At 55.2% G+C, this 18,406-nt stretch carries 20 protein-coding genes and 1 tRNA gene; 14 read left to right on the top strand and 7 right to left on the bottom strand.

Annotated features, from left to right (window positions below):
* Positions 1-23: 23 nt before the first annotated feature.
* From dapA to ALTERO38_RS12970, 6 genes are all read left to right on the top strand, one after another.
* Entirely contained in the window at positions 24-902 is an 879-nt protein-coding gene (gene dapA / locus ALTERO38_RS12995; RefSeq protein WP_102834750.1) for a 4-hydroxy-tetrahydrodipicolinate synthase, read from the top strand.
* A gap of 38 nt (positions 903-940) precedes the next feature.
* Complete coding sequence (gene bamC, locus ALTERO38_RS12990; RefSeq protein ID WP_159968660.1) at positions 941-2,041, top strand: outer membrane protein assembly factor BamC; 1,101 nt, start codon at positions 941-943, stop codon at positions 2,039-2,041.
* Positions 2,042-2,176: 135 nt separating this feature from the next.
* Positions 2,177-3,046 carry a phosphoribosylaminoimidazolesuccinocarboxamide synthase gene (locus ALTERO38_RS12985; RefSeq protein ID WP_159968659.1) on the top strand — a complete coding sequence of 290 codons (870 nt, stop codon included), beginning with the start codon at positions 2,177-2,179 and terminating at the stop codon, positions 3,044-3,046.
* 122 nt (positions 3,047-3,168) lie between these two features.
* Positions 3,169-3,258, top strand: a tRNA-Ser gene (locus ALTERO38_RS12980).
* A 273-nt stretch (positions 3,259-3,531) separates the two neighbouring features.
* Entirely contained in the window at positions 3,532-4,572 is a 1,041-nt protein-coding gene (locus tag ALTERO38_RS12975) for a type II toxin-antitoxin system RnlA family toxin (RefSeq protein WP_159968658.1), read from the top strand.
* Positions 4,572-4,943 carry a type II toxin-antitoxin system RnlB family antitoxin gene (locus tag ALTERO38_RS12970; protein ID WP_159968657.1) on the top strand — a complete coding sequence of 124 codons (372 nt, stop codon included), beginning with the start codon at positions 4,572-4,574 and terminating at the stop codon, positions 4,941-4,943. Before ALTERO38_RS12975 ends, ALTERO38_RS12970 begins: the two co-directional genes overlap by 1 nt.
* Before the next feature lie 92 nt (positions 4,944-5,035).
* Here ALTERO38_RS12970 and ALTERO38_RS12965 read toward each other — a convergent pair whose 3' ends face one another.
* The gene (locus ALTERO38_RS12965; RefSeq protein WP_159968656.1) at positions 5,036-5,617 is read right to left on the bottom strand and encodes a recombinase family protein; all 582 of its coding nucleotides are present in this window, start codon (positions 5,615-5,617) and stop codon (positions 5,036-5,038) included.
* A gap of 205 nt (positions 5,618-5,822) precedes the next feature.
* Here ALTERO38_RS12965 and ALTERO38_RS12960 point away from each other — a divergent pair, with 205 nt between their 5' ends.
* On the top strand, positions 5,823-6,257 hold the full coding sequence (locus ALTERO38_RS12960; RefSeq protein ID WP_159968655.1) for a PH domain-containing protein: 435 nt from the start codon (positions 5,823-5,825) through the stop codon (positions 6,255-6,257).
* 125 nt (positions 6,258-6,382) lie between these two features.
* Here the strand turns inward: ALTERO38_RS12960 and ALTERO38_RS12955 are convergent, their stop codons facing one another.
* Complete coding sequence (locus tag ALTERO38_RS12955; protein ID WP_159968654.1) at positions 6,383-7,126, bottom strand: hypothetical protein; 744 nt, start codon at positions 7,124-7,126, stop codon at positions 6,383-6,385.
* A gap of 350 nt (positions 7,127-7,476) precedes the next feature.
* On the bottom strand, positions 7,477-8,769 hold the full coding sequence (locus ALTERO38_RS12950) for a tyrosine-type recombinase/integrase (RefSeq protein WP_159968653.1): 1,293 nt from the start codon (positions 8,767-8,769) through the stop codon (positions 7,477-7,479).
* A gap of 508 nt (positions 8,770-9,277) precedes the next feature.
* On the opposite strand from ALTERO38_RS12950, the gene ALTERO38_RS12945 reads away from it, so the two are divergent.
* Entirely contained in the window at positions 9,278-9,709 is a 432-nt protein-coding gene (locus tag ALTERO38_RS12945; RefSeq protein ID WP_159968652.1) for an OsmC family protein, read from the top strand.
* Positions 9,710-9,960: 251 nt separating this feature from the next.
* Positions 9,961-10,506, top strand: coding sequence for a DUF3365 domain-containing protein (locus ALTERO38_RS12940; RefSeq protein ID WP_178114588.1), 546 nt, complete (start codon positions 9,961-9,963; stop codon positions 10,504-10,506).
* A gap of 183 nt (positions 10,507-10,689) precedes the next feature.
* On the opposite strand, the gene ALTERO38_RS12935 is transcribed toward ALTERO38_RS12940, so the two are convergent.
* Positions 10,690-10,950 carry a hypothetical protein gene (locus tag ALTERO38_RS12935; protein ID WP_159968651.1) on the bottom strand — a complete coding sequence of 87 codons (261 nt, stop codon included), beginning with the start codon at positions 10,948-10,950 and terminating at the stop codon, positions 10,690-10,692.
* 171 nt (positions 10,951-11,121) lie between these two features.
* On the opposite strand from ALTERO38_RS12935, the gene ALTERO38_RS12930 reads away from it, so the two are divergent.
* From ALTERO38_RS12930 to ALTERO38_RS12915, 4 genes are all read left to right on the top strand, one after another.
* The gene (locus tag ALTERO38_RS12930) at positions 11,122-11,769 is read left to right on the top strand and encodes a hypothetical protein (protein ID WP_159968650.1); all 648 of its coding nucleotides are present in this window, start codon (positions 11,122-11,124) and stop codon (positions 11,767-11,769) included.
* Between the two features lie 197 nt (positions 11,770-11,966).
* Positions 11,967-13,418 carry a GMC oxidoreductase gene (locus tag ALTERO38_RS12925; RefSeq protein ID WP_159968649.1) on the top strand — a complete coding sequence of 484 codons (1,452 nt, stop codon included), beginning with the start codon at positions 11,967-11,969 and terminating at the stop codon, positions 13,416-13,418.
* A gap of 9 nt (positions 13,419-13,427) precedes the next feature.
* Entirely contained in the window at positions 13,428-13,847 is a 420-nt protein-coding gene (locus ALTERO38_RS12920) for a hypothetical protein (protein ID WP_159968648.1), read from the top strand.
* 118 nt (positions 13,848-13,965) lie between these two features.
* Positions 13,966-14,967: a 2-hydroxyacid dehydrogenase gene (locus ALTERO38_RS12915; protein ID WP_159968647.1), complete on the top strand. Its 1,002-nt coding sequence runs from the start codon at positions 13,966-13,968 to the stop codon at positions 14,965-14,967.
* Positions 14,968-15,022: 55 nt separating this feature from the next.
* Here the strand turns inward: ALTERO38_RS12915 and ALTERO38_RS12910 are convergent, their stop codons facing one another.
* The gene (locus ALTERO38_RS12910) at positions 15,023-15,190 is read right to left on the bottom strand and encodes a hypothetical protein (protein ID WP_178114586.1); all 168 of its coding nucleotides are present in this window, start codon (positions 15,188-15,190) and stop codon (positions 15,023-15,025) included.
* A 228-nt stretch (positions 15,191-15,418) separates the two neighbouring features.
* Here ALTERO38_RS12910 and ALTERO38_RS21820 point away from each other — a divergent pair, with 228 nt between their 5' ends.
* Positions 15,419-15,565 (top strand): DUF2973 domain-containing protein, encoded by a 147-nt coding sequence (locus ALTERO38_RS21820; RefSeq protein WP_159968646.1) that lies wholly within the window; start codon positions 15,419-15,421, stop codon positions 15,563-15,565.
* 39 nt (positions 15,566-15,604) lie between these two features.
* On the opposite strand, the gene ALTERO38_RS12900 is transcribed toward ALTERO38_RS21820, so the two are convergent.
* Both ALTERO38_RS12900 and ALTERO38_RS12895 read right to left on the bottom strand, forming a co-directional pair.
* Entirely contained in the window at positions 15,605-16,630 is a 1,026-nt protein-coding gene (locus ALTERO38_RS12900) for an AraC family transcriptional regulator (RefSeq protein WP_159968645.1), read from the bottom strand.
* Positions 16,631-16,639: 9 nt separating this feature from the next.
* Positions 16,640-17,554: a diguanylate cyclase domain-containing protein gene (locus ALTERO38_RS12895; RefSeq protein ID WP_148924784.1), complete on the bottom strand. Its 915-nt coding sequence runs from the start codon at positions 17,552-17,554 to the stop codon at positions 16,640-16,642.
* Positions 17,555-18,406: the final 852 nt, after the last annotated feature.

The following is an 18,406-nucleotide window of genomic DNA, read 5'->3' as shown; positions in this document are numbered from 1 at the left end:
TTTTTCCGGCAGGAGTGGGTTGCATGATTGCGGGCAGTATGGTGGCGTTGGTCACTCCCATGGACGCGCAAGGTGGCCTTGATTGGGATAGCCTGAGCAAGCTTGTCGACTTCCATCTTCAGGAAGGCACCAATGCAATCGTTGCAGTCGGTACCACTGGTGAGGCGTCTACGCTCGAAGTATCCGAGCACATTGAAGTCATCCGTCGCGTTGTTGATCAGGTCAACGGCCGCATTCCGGTAATCGCAGGCACAGGGGCCAACTCCACCCGCGAGGCCGTCGAACTCACTGAAAACGCCAAGCAGGCCGGCGCCGACGCCTGCCTTCTGGTGACGCCGTATTACAACAAGCCGACGCAGGAAGGGATGTATCTTCACTTCCGTCACATTGCCGAAGCTGTAGCGATTCCGCAGATCCTCTACAACGTCCCTGGACGTACCGCCTGTGACATGCTCCCTGAAACCATCGAGCGCTTGGCGAAAGTGCCAAACATCGTAGGCGTCAAGGAAGCGACCGGTGACCTCAAGCGCGGTCAGGAGGTGCTTGATCGTGTGGCTAATGACTTCCTTGTCTACTCCGGCGACGACGCTACTGCCGTTGAGCTGATGTTGATGGGCGGCAAGGGCAACATCTCCGTTACCGCGAACGTTGCTCCGCGCGCGATGAGCGAGCTGTGTGCCGCTGCCATTGCTGGCGATGCAGAGAAGGCGCGCGCCATCAATGCGCTGTTGATGCCGCTGCACCAGACGCTGTTCCTCGAGGCCAATCCGATTCCGGTGAAATGGGCATTGCATGAGATGGGCCTGATACCGGAGGGCATTCGCCTGCCGCTTACCTGGCTGAGCCAGCGTTGCCACGAGCCGCTTCGCGCGGCGATGCGTCAGTCAGGTGTGCTGGCCTGATAGTTCAGGTGTACTGGTTTATTAATGAAGGAACATGCATGAAGCGTTTGGCCGGCCTCTCGACCCTAGCCTTGATTATCTCTGGAACCAGCGGTTGTGGCTGGTTATGGGGTGAAGACGGATATTTCCGCGACCGTGGCAGCGACTACCTGCAGGCACAACAGGTGCCGCCAATGCAGGTGCCTGGCGATGCGGAGCTGCGCCCGATCGAGCCGCTGCTGCCGATCCCTCAGCAGGTAGCCGACAGCCGCGCGACAGGCGAGTACGAAGTGCCCCGTCCGCAACGTCTGGTCGCCGCCGAAGAGGTGAGCGAGTACAGCCTGCAGACTTCCGAAGATGCGCGTTGGCTTGTTGCAATGCGAGCGCCTTCGCAGGTGTGGGCGTCAGCCCGTCAGTTCTTTACCGACAATGGCTTTCAGATTGCCGAAGAGCGACCGCAGACTGGTGAGTTCGTCACGGCCTGGCAGACCCGTGATCAGCTCGCGCCGGCGCTGGTACGCAATCTTGGACTGGGTGAAGGCGAGACCCGCGTCCGGCTTCGCGTCGAGCCAGGTGTGCAGCGCGATACCAGTGAGATCTTCCTGGTCAGTGTTCAACGTCCTGCAGGCAGCAGTGCCAATGTTGCCTGGCCGGCCGCGCCGATCGATGCGGAGCGCGATCGGGTTCTGCTTGATGAGTTGCAGGCTGGGCTGAACAGCAGCACCGTCCAGGGTGGCTCAGCCTCGCTGCTGGCTGAGCGCGAGTATGACGCGCCAAGCCGTGTGACGCTGAGTGAGGCCGGTAGCGGCGAGCCGGTGCTGCAGCTCGATACGGACTTCAACCGTGGTTGGTCGAGTATCGGTCGCGCGCTGGCGGCGAGCGATATTCTCGTCGAGGACCTTGATCGAAGCCTCGGCGTCTACTACATCAACCTGTCGGAAGGTGCGGCGAATCCGGATGAGAAACCTGGTTTCTTCTCCCGGCTCTTCGGTGGAGCGCCTGACCGCGAAGAGATCGAGGCCCGCGCCGAACGCTATCAGGTACGCGTAACTGATGTGGGCGGCAAGGTTCAGGTCACCCTCGACAAGGACCTCGACACCGTCGCTCCGGCTGATGTGTCCCGACGCGTGCTGAACATGCTCAAGGACAGCTTGGACTGACTCTACGAGACAGTCCGCCCCAATCCATTCAGGCGAAACCTCTCGGTTTCGCCTGTTTCGTTTGATGATTGATCCAGTCGTTGTGTCTGCGCTGTTGCGCAAGCCAGCGTAGGTTCGGCAACCGCGAGAAAAGCCATGACCTCTCCCAGCTCCCTGAGCCTGAAAAAAATCTATTCTGGCAAGGTGCGTGATCTGTACGAAATCGACGACAAGCGCATGCTTATGGTCGCTACCGACCGGCTCTCCGCGTTTGACGTGATCCTTGCCGAGCCGATACCCGAGAAGGGCAAGATCCTTACCGCAATTTCCAACTTCTGGTTCGACAAGCTCGCGCAGCTCGTCCCCAACCATTTCACTGGTGACAAGGTAGAGGACGTTGTGCCAGCCGAGGAGCTGCCCCAGGTTGAGGGGCGGGCGGTGGTGGCCAAGCGACTGAAGCCGGTTGCAGTGGAGGCCATCGTGCGTGGCTATATCGTTGGCTCAGGCTGGAAGGAGTATCAGCGGAGTGGAACCGTGTGCGGGATCCAGCTGCCAGCTGGCTTGAAAGAAGCGGCCAAGCTGCCGCAACCGATCTTCACGCCGTCCACCAAAGCAGCCGTGGGTGATCACGACGAGAACATTTCCTTCGAGCAATGCGAAGGCATCATTGGTAAAGAGCTGGCGGCGAAGGTGCGCGACACCTCAATCGCGCTGTACAGCGCTGCCGTGGCATACGCTGCGACGCGTGGCATCATCATCGCTGATACCAAGTTTGAGTTCGGCCTCGATGAAAACGGCGAGCTGACACTGATGGATGAAGTGCTTACTCCTGACTCCAGCCGCTTCTGGCCCGCAGACAGTTACGCTGAAGGCAGCAACCCGCCAAGCTTCGACAAGCAATTTGTCCGCGACTGGCTCGAGTCCACCGGCTGGAACAAGGAGCCGCCAGCCCCGCCAGTGCCAGCTGATGTTGCACAGAAGACTGCCGATAAATACCGTGAAGCACTGACGCGCTTGACCAGCTGATCGGCTGGCAACCAGCGGGGAGTTTAATGCGCTCAGGATCGCTGTCCTGCTACGGCATCGCTAAAAAATCTGCGCAGTTGGGGTTAGACAAAACACACTGAACTGCTATGATGCGCGCCGCTGGAGAGATGCCGGAGTGGCCGAACGGGACGGATTCGAAATCCGTTGAACTGGCAACAGTTCCTAGGGTTCAAATCCCTATCTCTCCGCCACCACATAAAAAGCCCCGTAATTCAATGAGTTACGGGGCTTTTCGCTCTGGGGTTCTACCCAGCAGTTCTACCCAAGTGCAATGTGTTGCGAGACTTTGACGGCTACTGGGTGACAGGGTTGATCCTGCTCGTTGTTTCCTAGCGGGTGCTCTCGTTGCGAAAAATGAGGGTAGCTGTCGAGGAAGGCATTGCGTCGTTCCTTAGGCACAGCCCATAATCTGGCGTTTTCTCGCGGGCACGGATCGGTGCTGCACGCACATCAAGGATTAGACGATGGCAAGTAAGAGCCCATTTGCAGACCTTTTACTGAACATTGAAGCCGTTGAAAAGTGTTTAGTTGATGCTGGAGCTTTGGATGTTACTTCTAATTCGACTAATCCCAAAGAATTGAAATACACCTTCAGTTTTGATGGTGAAAGAACTATGCTCAAGTTCTTTCCGAAGAAAGGTGGGCTTTATACTGTAGGTAAGGCTGTTGGCCTTGATGCTCATTTCGACAAATTTGCTAACGAAGTCAAGGACAAGTGTTGTGTTGTATCTCCAAAAAGAATGGAATTTACCGTTAGAAATTTAGACCCGCAACAATTCGCTGATTTGTTTGAGTTCCTTCAGTCTGAAGAAGTTGAAATTCAAGAGTTAAATCAAGAAGCGCACTGTAAAGTCTTTTCTGCAAAAGGTAAGTTTGGGGATGTGGTTCGTATCAAGCAGTTTAATAATAAGTCGATACAGTTCCAGGGTCGCTTTTTAAATACGGCGATACTGATAAATGATTTTTTCTGTAATGTACTAAATTACCAAGACTTGTTGGCTCAGCAAATTGGTGTTTTCAAAATACCAGTCACGGGGGCTCAGGTTAAAGCAGAGCTTTTGAATAAGATTCCAGCCACCCATCACTTGGTGGACGAGAATATTAGAAAGCAAATCTCGTGTTCTATTGCTTTGTGTAAGGTTGATATCGAGCTGGAAGATTACTCCGCTGTCTCGTTCCCAGCTTTGCGGGGCCTGGAAGGTTTCCTGATTCAGTTGCTTTCGCGGAACTTTAGACCCGGTGAGGCCTCTAAAATCGGTGAGTACTTCCTGAAAAATACTGATCAGACAACCTACAGTTTGACTCCGGACCATGCTGCAGTTTGTGATCAGGGCACGGCAGAGGCGCTTGGGGAGTGCTACACTTATTGGCGAGCCCAGCGGCATGGTACTTTCCATATGAGCTCGGTCTTGGCGGCGACGAGAACGCTTTCAGCTGCTGATGCTATTCGTATCTGTGATGAGGTTTGTGGGTTAATCGATAAATCTTGCAAGAGGCTTCCATAGTGAAGAATCTATTTCTTGTTGAAAGACATAACGGCAAGAATCACGATGTTTCGGCGGTAGTACTTGCTGCTGATATTGAAAGTCCGCTTGAGCACATTTCAGATGTTGAAAAAGAATTAACCGATTCTAATGTGACCGGTATGGTTGTTTTTGATCTTCTCGTCTCTCATGGGAATAACAGGAATAGATTCTTTTCTGGATATTTTGATGGGAAGAGCTTTATTGATCGAGACTTCAAGTCAGAGAATAATTTGTATAGCGTGTTCTCTGAAATGTCAGCGCCTATTCTTAAAGATCATGTAGATGCATTGAATGGTATTCTTTTAAGCAAAGCTATGAAGTTTGCCATAAAAAAAGGAATACCAATGTAATTGCCTAGGTCTGTCCTAGGGCGCTGATTTCTTTGCTGTTTTGGTTAGAAGTGTTCTATCGCTTCCTCGCCGGTAGGTGGGGCGTGAGTCTTCTACTGCATCCTGTTGCACATTGGTTGCCATAGACGTTTTATCGTGGAAAGACTGACACCTAGCTGATTGGCAATCATTGATTGGGAAAGTCCTTCTGCTTTCATCTTTTGCACTGCATCTGAAGACGCAGCCTTTGGACGCCCAAGCTTTGTTCCCGTGGCTTTAGCTCGTTGTAAACCTGCTTGGGTTCGTTCAATCAGAAGGTCTCGTTCAAACTCAGCCACAGCCCCAAGTACCTGCATCGTCATTTTTCCAGCCGGCGAGGTAAGGTCTACCCCTCCTAGAGCGAGACAGTGAACCCGGATGCCTTTGTAGTGGAGTGCTTCGACGGTTGTTCGCACATCCATAGCATTCCGCCCCAAACGGTCAAGCTTGGTGACAACAAGAATATCCTCCTCCTCCATTTTGGCCAGCAGGCTTTGAAACCCTTTCCGTTCGGATGTAGGTACGCTGCCGCTGACCTGTTCTTCTACGACCCTGGCGGGTTTAATGTCGAATCCTGCAACCTCAACCTCGTGCAATTGGTTCGCCGTAGTTTGATCGGTTGTTGATACTCGGGCGTACAGGAATACACGACTCATAGCTAAGCGCCTTGGCTCAAAAATGTGGTGTCATTGTTCGTAAGGGGTTCAAATTGTCAATCCCAATTTTTTGACACCCTTTAGCGAATCCAGTTTTCTGGTATCAAATACGGTCGTTTTTGATCCGTTCCGTTAGGTGACAATGTGCAGCACCATTGAGTATCCTTCCCGCATGGCAAAATGCCATTCACAGGGAGGGTAGGGCATGACATACATCGAACAGTCTCTTTCCAGAGGCGAGGCCGTTAAAGAAATCTTCAAGCATCACTGGATCGTAAAAGCGGTACTGATGTTGCATTTCACATTCGCTTTGTTAACAGCTGGTATTTGGCTTATTCCAGCCGTGCTGGTATGGCTGTCTTGGAAATTTACTGAACAAGGCGTGACAAACAAGCGTGTCATCTATAAGCATGGAATCATCTCGCGAAAAACAGATGAGATGCGATTGAACGCAATCGAGTCGATTGTGATCAAGCAAGGAATAATTGGACGTATTTTTGGATTTGGTACCGTAGTTATCACCGGGCGTGGTGCTGGGGATGTTGTTATCAAGTGGATGGCCGACCCCATGCGTGTAAAGCGTGAAATTGAAAGCGCTGATTATGAGGAACCCGTCCAAGTGCAAGCTGTTCTGGCTTAGCACCGGTTGGACTTGGATCAACAAAAAAGGAGCTGAAAGGCTCCTTTTTTCATGCTTGTAAGATAGCCCTGGTAAGGTCTGTGCGGTGCGCTGGACGTCGTATGGCTATGGTGGTACAGGGTGCATTAGATACAGGGCTTACAGGGGTCTTGTAGGGCCTTTGAAGCGGTGTTCGTATGTGAACCAAAGACAGTTAAAGCATTTATATAATAATTATGAAATGCCGTTTCAGTTTCCGGCTTTGAAAATTCGGTTTCATCCATGTACGTAGATAAGTTTGTCGCTGAAACTTCCACATTTATCCTCAAGTCTGGCTTTCCCTGAGCTCTCCAGTCCTTTATCAATGATGCAAGTTTTTTGCTAGGCGAACTGTTTTGTTTTCCTGTGGCTTTGGTTTTTGTTTTTGCCAGGTATGACATCCATCTGAAATAAGAGTCCTTATCAATTTGGTGTTCCAGCGGATGCCCAAAAGGATGGGTGTTATGTGCTATCACCTTGTAGTCATGAAGATAACCAGCTTGTTGTAATTTTGCCAGGATATGAGAGATGCTTGATTTCTTGTTTTTTCTGCCATCAATTACAATCGCGATATGATAATGCACGCCGGTATCATCGGTTTCTTTTACCGTATATCGTAATGGGTTGTAACCTGATTTCCTATAGTGCTTCGACAGCATTGCACTGAATTTCGCCATGGACACGTCTTCGTTTAATCTTATGCGCAGATGGAAACCAAGCGGTTTCTTGAAGATTGTGTCGCTCAAGTTGCTCAGTACATATAGGTCTTCTATGTACCTGAGTGTGCACGGACGATTTGAGTTGCAGTTGATTTCTGTTCCCATGAATCTTTGTAAATTGTATTCTTTCATTTCGATAGTTCTTGACTGTGTTGGGTATCCTCTGCTGTTTTATTTCGGCGACCGTCGATCTTCACAGGGACGCATTCCTTTGCGTCTCACTCACTTCTTCCCTTACACAAATGAGAAATAATTATCCCAGGCACTTTTACAGCTCGACGCCAGTCGTGCCGGGGTGTGTCTCGATATGGTAGTGGTTGTAAGTCTTGCGTTTAGAATCTGGCGGCCAGTGCGTGTGGGGTAGGCCGGAATAATGCAAAAGGGTTCTGAATTGTTAATACCCTTTCAGCTTACCCCAAGATTTGCGGTTTCTAAACACGAAATGATCTGGCTCGTTTGATGCAATCAAGATGACGGTTTGATCAATCAAAATTGAACGCTAGCATGTCGATGGCAGACCGTTTCTGCTCAAGGCTAGGGCCGGCTGAATAAAGATCAAAAGTGATCTGTTTGGTCTCATGCCCCATCAATGCAATAATCACTAAAGGAGGGGCGCCAGCATGTTCAAGCATTGTCGCCGTTGTTTTTCTAATACTGTGGAAAACATAACGGCTGTCGAATCCTGCTTTACTTTTCAACCTGCCGAATCGTTTGGAAAGTGAGTCCGAACGTATGCCGTATTTGTTTCTTCCGCTGCTTGGTATCAGAAAGCCGTCTTCGCTTTGTTCCGCTAACTCGTTAAGCAATTGTTGTATGTTTTTGTGGATCGGTATTTGGCGATTTCCTGCTTCGGTTTTTGCTTCAATTATTTCGATGTATGAGCCTTTCACCCTATGTCGAGTCAATTGGCATATCTCTTCAATCCGGCAGCCCGTGTAGGCGCCAATCCTGATGATCGCAGCAAGTGGTATGTCCTTTCGCTCGAGTGCGGCCCGATAAAGGTCCTCAACATCTTGACGCTCGAAAGGGCGATAACTGTTGTTTTTTCGTTTTCCTTTTGGGGTCGCTGGCAATTCATGGTTTTGAAATGGGTTTGCCACTTCCTTTAACGCTGAGTCCTTCTTCATCAAAAATCTCCAGAAAGCGTTGCCTGCAAATAACACGTTTTGCTTGGTCTTTTTTGAAAGGTCAAGCGAATCGATATATTGGCTTACGGATTTGTGCTCAAGTGGAAGTGCATGGACTGAAAGGTAATGTGCAAGTTTTTTGATATTCGATGTTTGGGCTGATGCAGTTTTTTCCATTACCAATTTTTTTTGGGATTCATGGAACTGCTTGATTAATGAATCGTTTATCACAATCTTAGGCCGCTCAAACATGACGGCGATTTGTCCAAGGTCACTCAGAGCTTCATCATCTTCGTCAATGCCATATTCTCGAATGATAGAAGCAATGCCAAGCATTCTGCGTTCCTTGGCATTGTCCCAATCAGAATCATCTTTTGCTTTTATAACCGCGTCCGCGTACTCGGATGCAATTTTTTCCGCAGCGATTTTCCAAGTTGGGGACAGTTTTCGTTCTCTGATTTCTCGAAATGTCCTTTGCCACTCCCCCAGAATTGGCCTACTTAGTTCTTTCGCCAATTGACGATTGCCGGTCGCTAACGTTTTCGTGAGTACGCTTTTACCCAGATAAAGGTGATGCCATCGGACGTCCTTCGGAATGTCCAATCGCACGTGCCATGTACCGCCTTTTTGAACCAGATGATCTGGCATATCGTATCTCCTGCTTCTACCCAGAAAGTCTACCCAAAAGGGCGCATGCCGGCTAGACGCCACGGATACGATGGTTTGTATCAAATTCGGCGGAGTGTCCCTATCTCTCCGCCATTCTTAAAGAAGCCTCGTAATCAGATGATTCACGGGGCTTTTTCGTTTTTGTGATTTTTTCTGCCTAGCGGCAGCGTCGCTCTGCATCCTCTGCGTCTCTATGTCGCGTCACTCTGTTTCGCCAGATTTCTCCGCGGGCAGTGCTGGGTTCCGACCACCGTACTAAGCCCTCGCTCCTTGCGTGAATTCCTTATCTGACCAGGTGGGCTTGTTTGGCAGGCCTGACGGGAAGTAGATTTGCCTGGAAACAAAATATCAAAATAGATATTATATTGTTGTTAAGTGATGAGCGAGAGCTGAAAAACGCTGCCAGGAAAGCATTCGATGCTTTCGCGCTTCGTCACCAGCCGCTCGCTCAATACTTAAGGCTCATTACTTAAGGACAAGACCGCACATGAAGACCATCAGTGTTCAAGGCAGTATGGGTGACGGCTTCGCAATCGAAGTGGACTGCGGCAATCACCGGGTGCTGATCGACCAGCCGCGTGCCGCGTTCGGTACTGATGCTGGGCCGAGTCCGCTGGAGCTGGTCTTGGCGGCGCTTGCAGGTTGCTTCGGAACGATCGGTCGTTTCCTCGCCCACCAGCGCAAGGTGGAGCTGCGCGGCATGCGCTTCGAAGTCGAGGCGGACTACGATCCGGCCGGGTTGCTAGGGCGTGACACCAGCGGGCGGCCCGGCTTCGAGGAAGTGCGCCTGCGGGTAGAGATCGATGCTGACATGACGTTGGAGCAGAAACAGGAATTCCTCGCCGAGGTGGAACGCCGTTGCCCTTTGGCAGATAACCTGTTGCATGGCACGCGGCTGCACAGCGAGTTGGCAGGCTGAGTGCTGAAGCCGAACACCCGCTAAAGCAAATGGCAGCTGGGCGCGGAGGCCGCTGAAGCGCTTCGCCGTAGGGCTAGACAGTTAAATACATATGCTTTTCGGCGCTGGCGTGCGCATCCCGCGCGGCGGCCCCTAGGAAGTCCGTCGCAGCGCCGAAGCTGCCTGGTCGCAGGACGGTTCGATGAACGCCGGCCCTGTTGAATTTGAATTCCATTCATCGCATTCGGCCGCGAGGCCAGCAAGGAGTTTTCATGCGCTATCTGTTGCCCTTGAGCTGTTTGGCGTTGAGCTTGTCCGCCCAGGCTGATCCCCTGGATCCGTTGATCAAGGAGGGGATGTCGCTCATTCCTCCGTTTCAGCAGCAGCTGATGGCCACGGTGAAGTCGGCGGTGGAAAGTGGCGGGCCGCAACAGGCGGTGCAAGCCTGTCAGCAACTGGCGCCGCAGATCACTGCCGAGCATAGCGAGGCGCCTTGGCGGGTGGGTCGCACGGCATTGAAACTGCGCAACCGGAGTAATGCGCCCGATCCCTGGGAGCGCGCCGTGCTCGAGCAATTTCAACAGCGCGCTGCGCAAGGTGAGCCGCTGCAGAGCATGTCGCATGCCGAGGTGGTGGACGGCGAGTTTCGACTGATGAAGGCCATTCCCACTGGCGAGGGCTGCCTTGCCTGTCATGGAGAAGCTATCAAGCCCGAACTCGCGGCGTTGATTGACGAGTACTACCCGGAGGATGAGGCTCGTGGCTTCAAGGCCGGGGAGCTGCGGGGCGCTTTCACGCTCAGGCGCGCCGTCGATTAGCCGTGTGTTTTACTCACCTGCCGCAGCCGCCCGGCTGCGGCTCAAGGCTAATGTAGCCATGCACTCCGGCGGCGCGCTGCAGCATCCTGCTGCTTGGCTCGTACGCCGAGACGGCCCGCGCAGAGGGCCGTGATAGCAAGCTGATGGTGATCAACAACTGCCAATGGCGGCGCGTATCGCCGATCAGCGCTCCTGAGGCTCCTCTCCGTTGCTCATGTCCTCGTCGTCTCCATGAGCATTTTCGATCGTGTCTTCGGTCAGACGCGGTTGCGGGTCTTCGCCGGTAGGGTTCTGGTAGCCGTGCGCGCTTGCCTCGTTATCGAGGTCTTGCTGGGCCTGGCTGTTGCTGTCGGCCGGCTCATGCTCAGTCGGTTCCTGACTGGCCGACGCGGTCGTTGCTAGCAGGGCTAGTAACACTGACGAAGCGATGTTCAAGCTCTTCATTTGATTTCCCTCGACTGTTGGCGGGCTCCATGTTTCGGACCAGCAGCAGCTGGCGTTCGTTCGTGCCTGCTGCTGGACGGGCCCCGCATTGAGCGGCGCTCACCGAATGGGGGTGGGGCACCCAGTCGGGTTTGGACTGTCTCAGCTGGGAATCACTTACCGAGGCCCTACATGATCGATTGGTTAATGAAGAACCAGCAGCTCGTTTCCTTAGTGATCTCCTTGAGCACGCTTTTGGTGTGGATGTTTTACGCGCACTTGCTCTTGCGAAACTTCAGACGACAGCGTCAGCCGAGCCTGCTGATCAATCGAGGCGCTGGCAAGGGTCTCGGCTCGCTTTGCATCATTTCCAACATGAGTGCCGAGCCGATGTTCATCAATCAGCTCGTGGTCTCGATAGTGACGTCACGTGGGCCGTTGGAAGTGGATATCACCGACATTCGCCAGAGCATGGAAGACGACGTGCCGCCGGATCTCGCCATCCACCAGACCACCCACCAAGGGCCGTTAAGCAGTGGTGATTTCATTCACGTAGGCACTTTTCAAGGCATGTTGCGGCGAGTTGCCGAGCTCAACGGCATCGAGCTTCAGGGCCACCAGCCAGTGGGTGACTGGCAGTTCCACTGCTTGGAAATCCGCGCAGTGGCGTTTTACGGGCCAGAGCGTCACCCGCTGGGTGTGTTGCGCCGCTTCAAGCTGGGCGACCTCAGCAATCCGGAATGCCGGCTGGTGCCGGAGAGCCCGTTCACCCATCAGCTGACCTCCTGGCGTGACCGGCGCCGGGTACGAGGATGGCTATCGGAAGGCTTGAATGACTAGCCCATCGCGCGCAAGGACTTAAGCAGGCTGGAACTCCGCTTCGTTTCAAAGGTCACGTAGAACTGGCTTCCCAGAGCGTGTCTTAGCGATACGCCGGGTTTAAGCAGGTGACATGCGCTGCGCAGCGGGACATTGCTGACGTGTAAATGATTGGACAGCCTGTTTTCGATGAGGCTGCAGCAGTAAGGGAATCGGTCGTGGAGATCAACCGGGTAAGCGCAAAGGACATCAACAAAGAACACTATGAGCTCGTTGTAATCGGGTCTGGTTTTGGTTCGAGCTTCTTCCTCACCGAAGCCTTGAAGCATCTCACCGGTCGTGCGCTGATCATTGAGTGGGGCGACTTCCATCCCTGGGATTGGCAGATCAAAACCCAGAGCAGTTCGGCTATCAAACCCGAGTCCACCTACGACAATCGCGGCGAGAAGCCCTGGAACACCACCATCGCTCTCGGCGGCGGAATGAACTGCTGGTACTCGCAAACCCCCCGTCTGCACCCCAGCGATTTTGCCATCCGAACTCGATACGGCGTCGGTAACGATTGGCCGCTGAGCTATGCCGAGCTTGAGCCTTACTACTGCCAGGCCGAGCAGATCATGTCGATCGCCGGCGACCCCGACATGACTCGCGTGCTACCTCGCAGTCAGCCATTCCCTCAACCGCCGCACAAAGGCTCCTCCATCGACATGCTGATGAAGGAGGCCATGCCCGACCATCATTTCATCATGCCGACCGGGCGCGCTCGGGTTGCGACCGGCACCCGTGGTGTCTGCTGTGCCAATGCCACCTGTAACCTCTGCCCGATGAATGCCAAGTTCACCGCGCAGAATGGCCTGGCCGAGTTGTATCGCCACCCCAAGGTGGATGTGTGCTTGAAGACCGAAGTACGTACGCTCGAATATCAGGGCAACACCATCAAAGGCGTGACGATCCGCTCCGAAGGGCAGGAATTCAAAGTGTTCGGGGACGTTTTCGTACTGGGCGCTAATGCTATTCAGAGCCCTGCGATTCTGTTGCGTTCGGATATCAACTTCGGCGAAACCGGCATGGGCCTGCACGAGCAGGTTGGCGCCAACGTCGAGGTCTATCTCGATGGCCTGGGCAATTTCGATGGAAGCACTATCACCACTGGCCTTAATTACTCCCTGTACGACGGTGACTTCCGCAAGGATCACTCGGCGTGTCTGGTCTACTTTGAAAATCGCTGGCCGTATGGGCTGCGTCCGGAAATCGGACGCTGGAACCAGACCCTGCCGTTGATGCTGGTCAGCGAAGACCTGCCCAATGTGGAGAACCGGGTCGTCATCGACCCGCAGACCGGGCAGGCGATCATCGATTACCGGGGCGAGTCGGATTACGGCATGAAGGGGGTTCAGTACGGTCTGGACAGCCTTGAAAAACTGCTCGCGCCGCTGCCGGTGGAGTCGATCAACTTCAGGGAGTGGCGTCTCACCGAGTCGCATGTACAGGGCACGCTGCGCATGGGGCAGGCCGATGACGGTTCGGTGGTAGACAGCCATATGCTGCATCACAAGATGCGCAACCTTGTGGTCGTGGGTACCGCGACCTACCCGAGCTGCTCGCCGGCAAACCCCAGCCTGACGGCCGCCGCCTTATCCATTCGTGCTGCCGACCTGCTTTATAGCTAAGGAATGCCCATGAAACGTCGTACGTTGTTGTTTTCATCCGCCGCCGCGCTTGGTCTGGTGGCGGTCGGGTCGGGCGCCTGGGTCTACGAGGACCGCCAGGTCTTCATTCCGCAACTGCTGCAGCGTCTGGTGGGCAATTTCCAGATGGGTCCGGAGGACCAGCGCAAGTTTGTCGATGCAATGGCTAACCACTACGGCTCGGAGAAGCTGACTGCATTGATGGGGCTCTACAAAATTCGTCAGGAAACCGGTGTAGGGACGCCCTACACTGATCTGCGAGTCGATAATTTCGAACGCCGGTTGTTAACGGACTTCATGGTTTCGACTGATTACCTGCGGCAGCAGAACAAGACCAATCCGAAGGTCAGCTTTCTTGGCTACCGGTTGCCCTGCAGCAATCCTTATGCCCGATTCGACGGGCTGGCGTGAGGTCATACAGGCCTTGCCTGTCTCGCTGAACGGTAGGGCGGTTGCCTTTAGCTTCGTTCGTTAGATCAAGTGACGGGTACCGTCGCCCGCTTATCCCGTTTCGCGAGGAGGCCAGTCCATGCGCATCGCCGTCTTCAGTACCAAACCCTACGACCGCACTTTTCTCGATCAGGCCAACCAGGTGCACCAGCACCAACTGGTCTACCTGGACGCTCGGTTGACTGTTGAAACGGCAGCGTTGGCTTCAGGGTTCAGCGGTGTCTGCGTGTTCGTCAATGACAAGCTCGACCGCGAAGTACTGCAGCTCCTACACGCCAATGGCACCAGGCTGATCGCCCTGCGCTCGGCCGGTTTCAACAACGTGGACCTTCCAGAGGCAGAGCGGCTAGAGATGACCGTGGTGCGCGTGCCGGCGTACTCGCCGCATGCGGTAGCCGAGCATGCGGTGGCGCTCATCCTGAGCCTCAACCGAATGACCTTTCGGGCCTATAACCGCGTTCGTGAGGGAAACTTTTCTCTCGATGGCCTGCTGGGCTTCGACCTGAACGGCAAGACAGTCGGCGTCGTTGGCACCGGCAAGATCGGTCTTATCTTCGCTGACATCATGCGTGGTTTCGGCTGCAGGGTACTGGCCCATGATCCTTTCCCCAGCGCTGATGCAAAGGCGTCCGTCACTTACGTGCCGCTGGAGCAGCTGTTTGAGGAGGCGGACATCATTTCGCTGCACTGCCCACTGACACCCGAAACCCACCATCTGATCGATGACGCTGCAATCGCTCAGATGAAGCGGGGTGTGATGCTGGTTAACACTGGCCGGGGCCGCGTGGTCGATACGCGCGCGGTGATTGATGGCCTGAAGAGCGGAAAGATCGGTCGCCTGGGCCTGGATGTTTACGAGGAAGAGGAAAACCTGTTCTTTCAGGACCTGTCACAGCGGGTCATCAGTGACGACCAGTTCATGCGCCTGACGACCTTTCCCAATGTCTTGATCACGGGACATCAGGCGTTCTTCACCGCTGAAGCGCTGACCAATATTGCCGAGACCACACTGGCCAATGTCAGCGCCTTCGAGCAGGGGAGCGGAACCCTGCACCGGGTGACCGTCGACAAGGTAGTGTGACCCTCACGGTTCGCTTTGGTAGCTGGGGTCGGTGGCGATTACGGGTGTGGTTGTATCAGCGGGCGCTCTGCTCGCTGATCAGCATGCCGCAAGCGACTTGATAAACCTGATTCCCTCGTCTGATCGTCAGCGGCGCTCGTTCAGCAATCACTGCGCCGTTGTCGAGCATCCGTTCGATGTGGGTACGCAGTTGATGGTATTGCCTAGTGTATTCCCGATGCATCTGGATCGGCTCCCTCAGGTACGAGTTATTAAGCGTAACGATGCAAATACGACTCGCCAGATACCGGTTGGGTCCTACCGTTTGTCCGAGAATGCACCTGTGCCTTGATCATCAAGGACCGCTGCGGCAATGGCATTCGCGCAAAATCGCCGGTAGTATCAAAACGCTATCGCGACCGCGACCCTTTACCAAGGATGAGCCAGACGCATAAACCAACAAGCCATACCGGTGCTAATCACTTTTCTCGCAGTTGCCGGTATCGCAGCGCTGTTGCTGCGTCGAGCGCTGACCACCTTGAGTCATCGGCGCGATGCGAACGAAGCACAGGCAACTCAAGCAAAGGTCGCACATCCCGAACTTCGAGCCGACCGATAGCGAGGCAACAGGCGAGGCGCGGCGACTCGCCTGGCCGGTTCAGCTTTGGAATAGCTGGCGCAGGCTGCTAGGCGCCAGACCGGTCCAGCGTTTGAATGAGCGGCGAAAATTGGTGGTGTCGTTGAAGCGCAGGTAACTGGCAACCTCATCGTTGCTGTAGCCCTTCATCTGGTACAGGTACAGCGCTACATGTTTGCGCACCTGATCCAGCTGCTCCTGAAAGCCCGTGCCGTGCTTGTGCAGCTTGCGCTTTAGCGAGGCAGGGCTCATCTCGAAAGCATGGGCGACGCGCTCCAGATTCAACGGCTCGCGAATGTTCCCATACAGATAGTCATACAGCTGATCGATAAAGCTGCCAGGCCAGCCAAGACTTTCCAGCTGCGCGCAACTCGCCTGATACGCGACCTGTCCGGCGGTGGCTGAGGCGCCAGGCCACGGCTTGTACAGATATTCCAGCGGCAGGCTCATCATGGTCATCTGACTGGCGAACGTCAGCTGCTCGCCCAGGTGCACCCAGTACTGCTCGACATGCCGCGGTTGCGGGTAGGCGAGGTGGAAGCGCCACGGCAGGCGCTCGCCGGATAGGCGTCTGCTCATTGCAACCACGGCTGTCAGGCTGGCCTCGGTGAGAAATCGCTGCTGATCACCGGAACCACAGCTGTCGGTCCAGTACAGGTATGCCTGCTGCTCGTCGAACACCACTCGGGGCGTCAGCAGCGGACTGAGCAGCGCGCGGAATCGCTGCAGTTGTTCCAGCGCCTGTTGCAACGTGCAGGCATGGGTCAGTGCGTGGCTCACCTCGCCGTAGTGGCCGGGCAGCAAACGCTGGCCCAACAGAAAGCTGCTGTCGTCCGCCCCAAGCAAGCGCTGCGCGTTTCCAATCAGGGCCAGAAACTGCAGAGGACTGATCCGCGCCTGGCCGCCCACGACGTCTTCATAGAACAGCCCACTGCCGCGCAGTAATTGGTGGCTGTCGATGCCTCGTGACAACGCCAGATCAATCAGTACGGCTGGCTGGTGATGTGCCGCGATAAAGCGTGTATCGCAATCGTAACCGGGAGTCATGGCCCTTCCTCAGGCGCAGCGCGAAAGCTGCTGCTTGGTTTTGGCCAGGTTCAGGTTGAGGCGCTTGAGCAGCTGTTCGGCATCCTCGTTGAAGGCCATCACCGTGCCGGTGCTGGCATGCAGGTGTACCCGTTCGCCGTGCTGCGCGGTTTTGTGCGTCAGGCTGGCCACGGCCTGCTGCAGTTCATCCGCGATCACTCGGGCCTGGGTCTCGCCCGTGTTCGGCAACACCGCGACGAAGCGATCTCCGGCCAGGCGGCAGAGCAGGTCCTGGCGACGCAGGTTGAGTAACAGCAGCTGCGCCATGGCCTGCAGTACCGCATCGCCCTCGGCCTGGCCGTAGCGCTGGTTGATGGCGTTGAAATCGTCCAGGTCCACGACCACCAGCGACAGCGGCTGCTGTTCCGCCTGGGCGTGACCGAGCGCCTGCTGTACCTGCTGGCGCAGATATTCCGCAGCGCCTAATGGGGTGAGCTTGTCGAACAGGCGGTGCTCGCGGAAGCCTTTCTCGCGCTTGCTCATCTGCTGACTTATGGCGCGTTGTTCCTGATTGAGGTGGTAGATGCCTAGGGTCAGCAGCAGCAGGCCGACGGGCATCGGCGCGGTCTCCAGCCAGTTGTCCCAGATCGCCAGTTCCGGCAGCTGGATGAATTCGTCCAGGGTGTCCATCCACCAGGAGAAGAACACGCATGCCAGGCCCAGCGCCAGCAACCGGGTCACACGGCCGGCCGGGCGGCTGTGCAGCAGCATGATCAGCCAGGCCAGCGCGAGCATGGCCGAGCCGCCTTCGCCGGCGACGTCCATCCAGTTGATGTCGGCCCAGGGCTTGATCTGGCCGGTCGCCAGGTAGACCTGCAGGCCGAAGTTGGCGGCGAAGGCGAGGCCGAGCAGGGTGAGGGTGTGGAGCTTGAGCAGGGATTTCATCGGGTCTCCGTGGCGGGGTGCGCGCCAGTGCGTGAGGGCACGGAAACAGATAGATGTGACGGTTGGATGAATGGGATGGGGGTTGAATTGGCTCACCGTTTTTTTTGGGGGGGACTAACTGAGGCGCTGGGTCGTTTTGGTTGTAAGGCCTGTTTGCGAGGTGGTTGAAGCATCGGTTTCGCCCTGCTGGGCGACTCACTTTTTCCAGACGCGGAAAAAGTAAGCAAAAACGCTTGCCCCCTGCATCCGGCCCTGCGCTTCGCTTCGGGTTCGTTCGCTCCATCGTCGCTTCAGGGGGCGGCTTACAAGGGCCATCCGTGGCCCTTTAAGCCTTTCGCCGCATCCATGCGGCTCAACCCCTTACGCAACGATTCCACTCACCCTTCTGACGGGGCGTTCGGCATCGTCTGTTGGGCTGTGCAAGAAACCGAAAACTCAAGAGCGGGCTTAACCCAGCCTACCGTCTGATCGACCAACCCTCAGGCTCCGCCGGACGCCCCATCAGGAGGCCGAATGGAATCGCTGCGTAGAGGGGCGAGCGGCATTGATGCCGCGAGAGCCGTGAAGGGCCATGGATGGCCCTTACGCGGCGACCCTCGGAGCAGCGATGGAATGAGGGAAGTCGAGCGAAGCGAGACCCGGATGCAGGGGCAAGACCTTTTGGTTCCTTTTGGGGCAACTGCCAAAAGGGACTCGCCCAGCAGGGCGAAACCAGCATTTCAGACCATGCCGAAACGGGCAGCAGCACGAACCGCTACCTCACACACGCCTCACCCGCCCCACCAAACCAGGTCAAATCAGCTCAATTCCCACTCAAAACTCCCCTAATAAGCCCCCGCTGGCGCCCCAGCC

The sequence above is a fragment of the Pseudomonas sp. 9Ag genome, from assembly GCF_902506445.1.
Classification (GTDB): Bacteria; Pseudomonadota; Gammaproteobacteria; order Pseudomonadales; family Pseudomonadaceae; genus Stutzerimonas; species Stutzerimonas stutzeri_AB.
Note: the sequence above shows the minus strand (reverse complement) of the source record. Positions and strands in the feature narration are given on the sequence as shown.

Coding starts and splice junctions, on each gene's coding strand:
- dapA (WP_102834750.1), top strand. CDS start 24: ATGATTGCGGGCAGTATGGTGGCGTTGGTCACTCCCATGGACGCGCAA.
- bamC (WP_159968660.1), top strand. CDS start 941: ATGAAGCGTTTGGCCGGCCTCTCGACCCTAGCCTTGATTATCTCTGGA.
- ALTERO38_RS12985 (WP_159968659.1), top strand. CDS start 2,177: ATGACCTCTCCCAGCTCCCTGAGCCTGAAAAAAATCTATTCTGGCAAG.
- ALTERO38_RS12975 (WP_159968658.1), top strand. CDS start 3,532: ATGGCAAGTAAGAGCCCATTTGCAGACCTTTTACTGAACATTGAAGCC.
- ALTERO38_RS12965 (WP_159968656.1), bottom strand. CDS start 5,617: ATGAGTCGTGTATTCCTGTACGCCCGAGTATCAACAACCGATCAAACT.
- ALTERO38_RS12960 (WP_159968655.1), top strand. CDS start 5,823: ATGACATACATCGAACAGTCTCTTTCCAGAGGCGAGGCCGTTAAAGAA.
- ALTERO38_RS12955 (WP_159968654.1), bottom strand. CDS start 7,126: ATGAAAGAATACAATTTACAAAGATTCATGGGAACAGAAATCAACTGC.
- ALTERO38_RS12950 (WP_159968653.1), bottom strand. CDS start 8,769: ATGCCAGATCATCTGGTTCAAAAAGGCGGTACATGGCACGTGCGATTG.
- ALTERO38_RS12945 (WP_159968652.1), top strand. CDS start 9,278: ATGAAGACCATCAGTGTTCAAGGCAGTATGGGTGACGGCTTCGCAATC.
- ALTERO38_RS12940 (WP_178114588.1), top strand. CDS start 9,961: ATGCGCTATCTGTTGCCCTTGAGCTGTTTGGCGTTGAGCTTGTCCGCC.
- ALTERO38_RS12935 (WP_159968651.1), bottom strand. CDS start 10,950: ATGAAGAGCTTGAACATCGCTTCGTCAGTGTTACTAGCCCTGCTAGCA.
- ALTERO38_RS12930 (WP_159968650.1), top strand. CDS start 11,122: ATGATCGATTGGTTAATGAAGAACCAGCAGCTCGTTTCCTTAGTGATC.
- ALTERO38_RS12920 (WP_159968648.1), top strand. CDS start 13,428: ATGAAACGTCGTACGTTGTTGTTTTCATCCGCCGCCGCGCTTGGTCTG.
- ALTERO38_RS12915 (WP_159968647.1), top strand. CDS start 13,966: ATGCGCATCGCCGTCTTCAGTACCAAACCCTACGACCGCACTTTTCTC.
- ALTERO38_RS12910 (WP_178114586.1), bottom strand. CDS start 15,190: ATGCATCGGGAATACACTAGGCAATACCATCAACTGCGTACCCACATC.
- ALTERO38_RS12900 (WP_159968645.1), bottom strand. CDS start 16,630: ATGACTCCCGGTTACGATTGCGATACACGCTTTATCGCGGCACATCAC.
- ALTERO38_RS12895 (WP_148924784.1), bottom strand. CDS start 17,554: ATGAAATCCCTGCTCAAGCTCCACACCCTCACCCTGCTCGGCCTCGCC.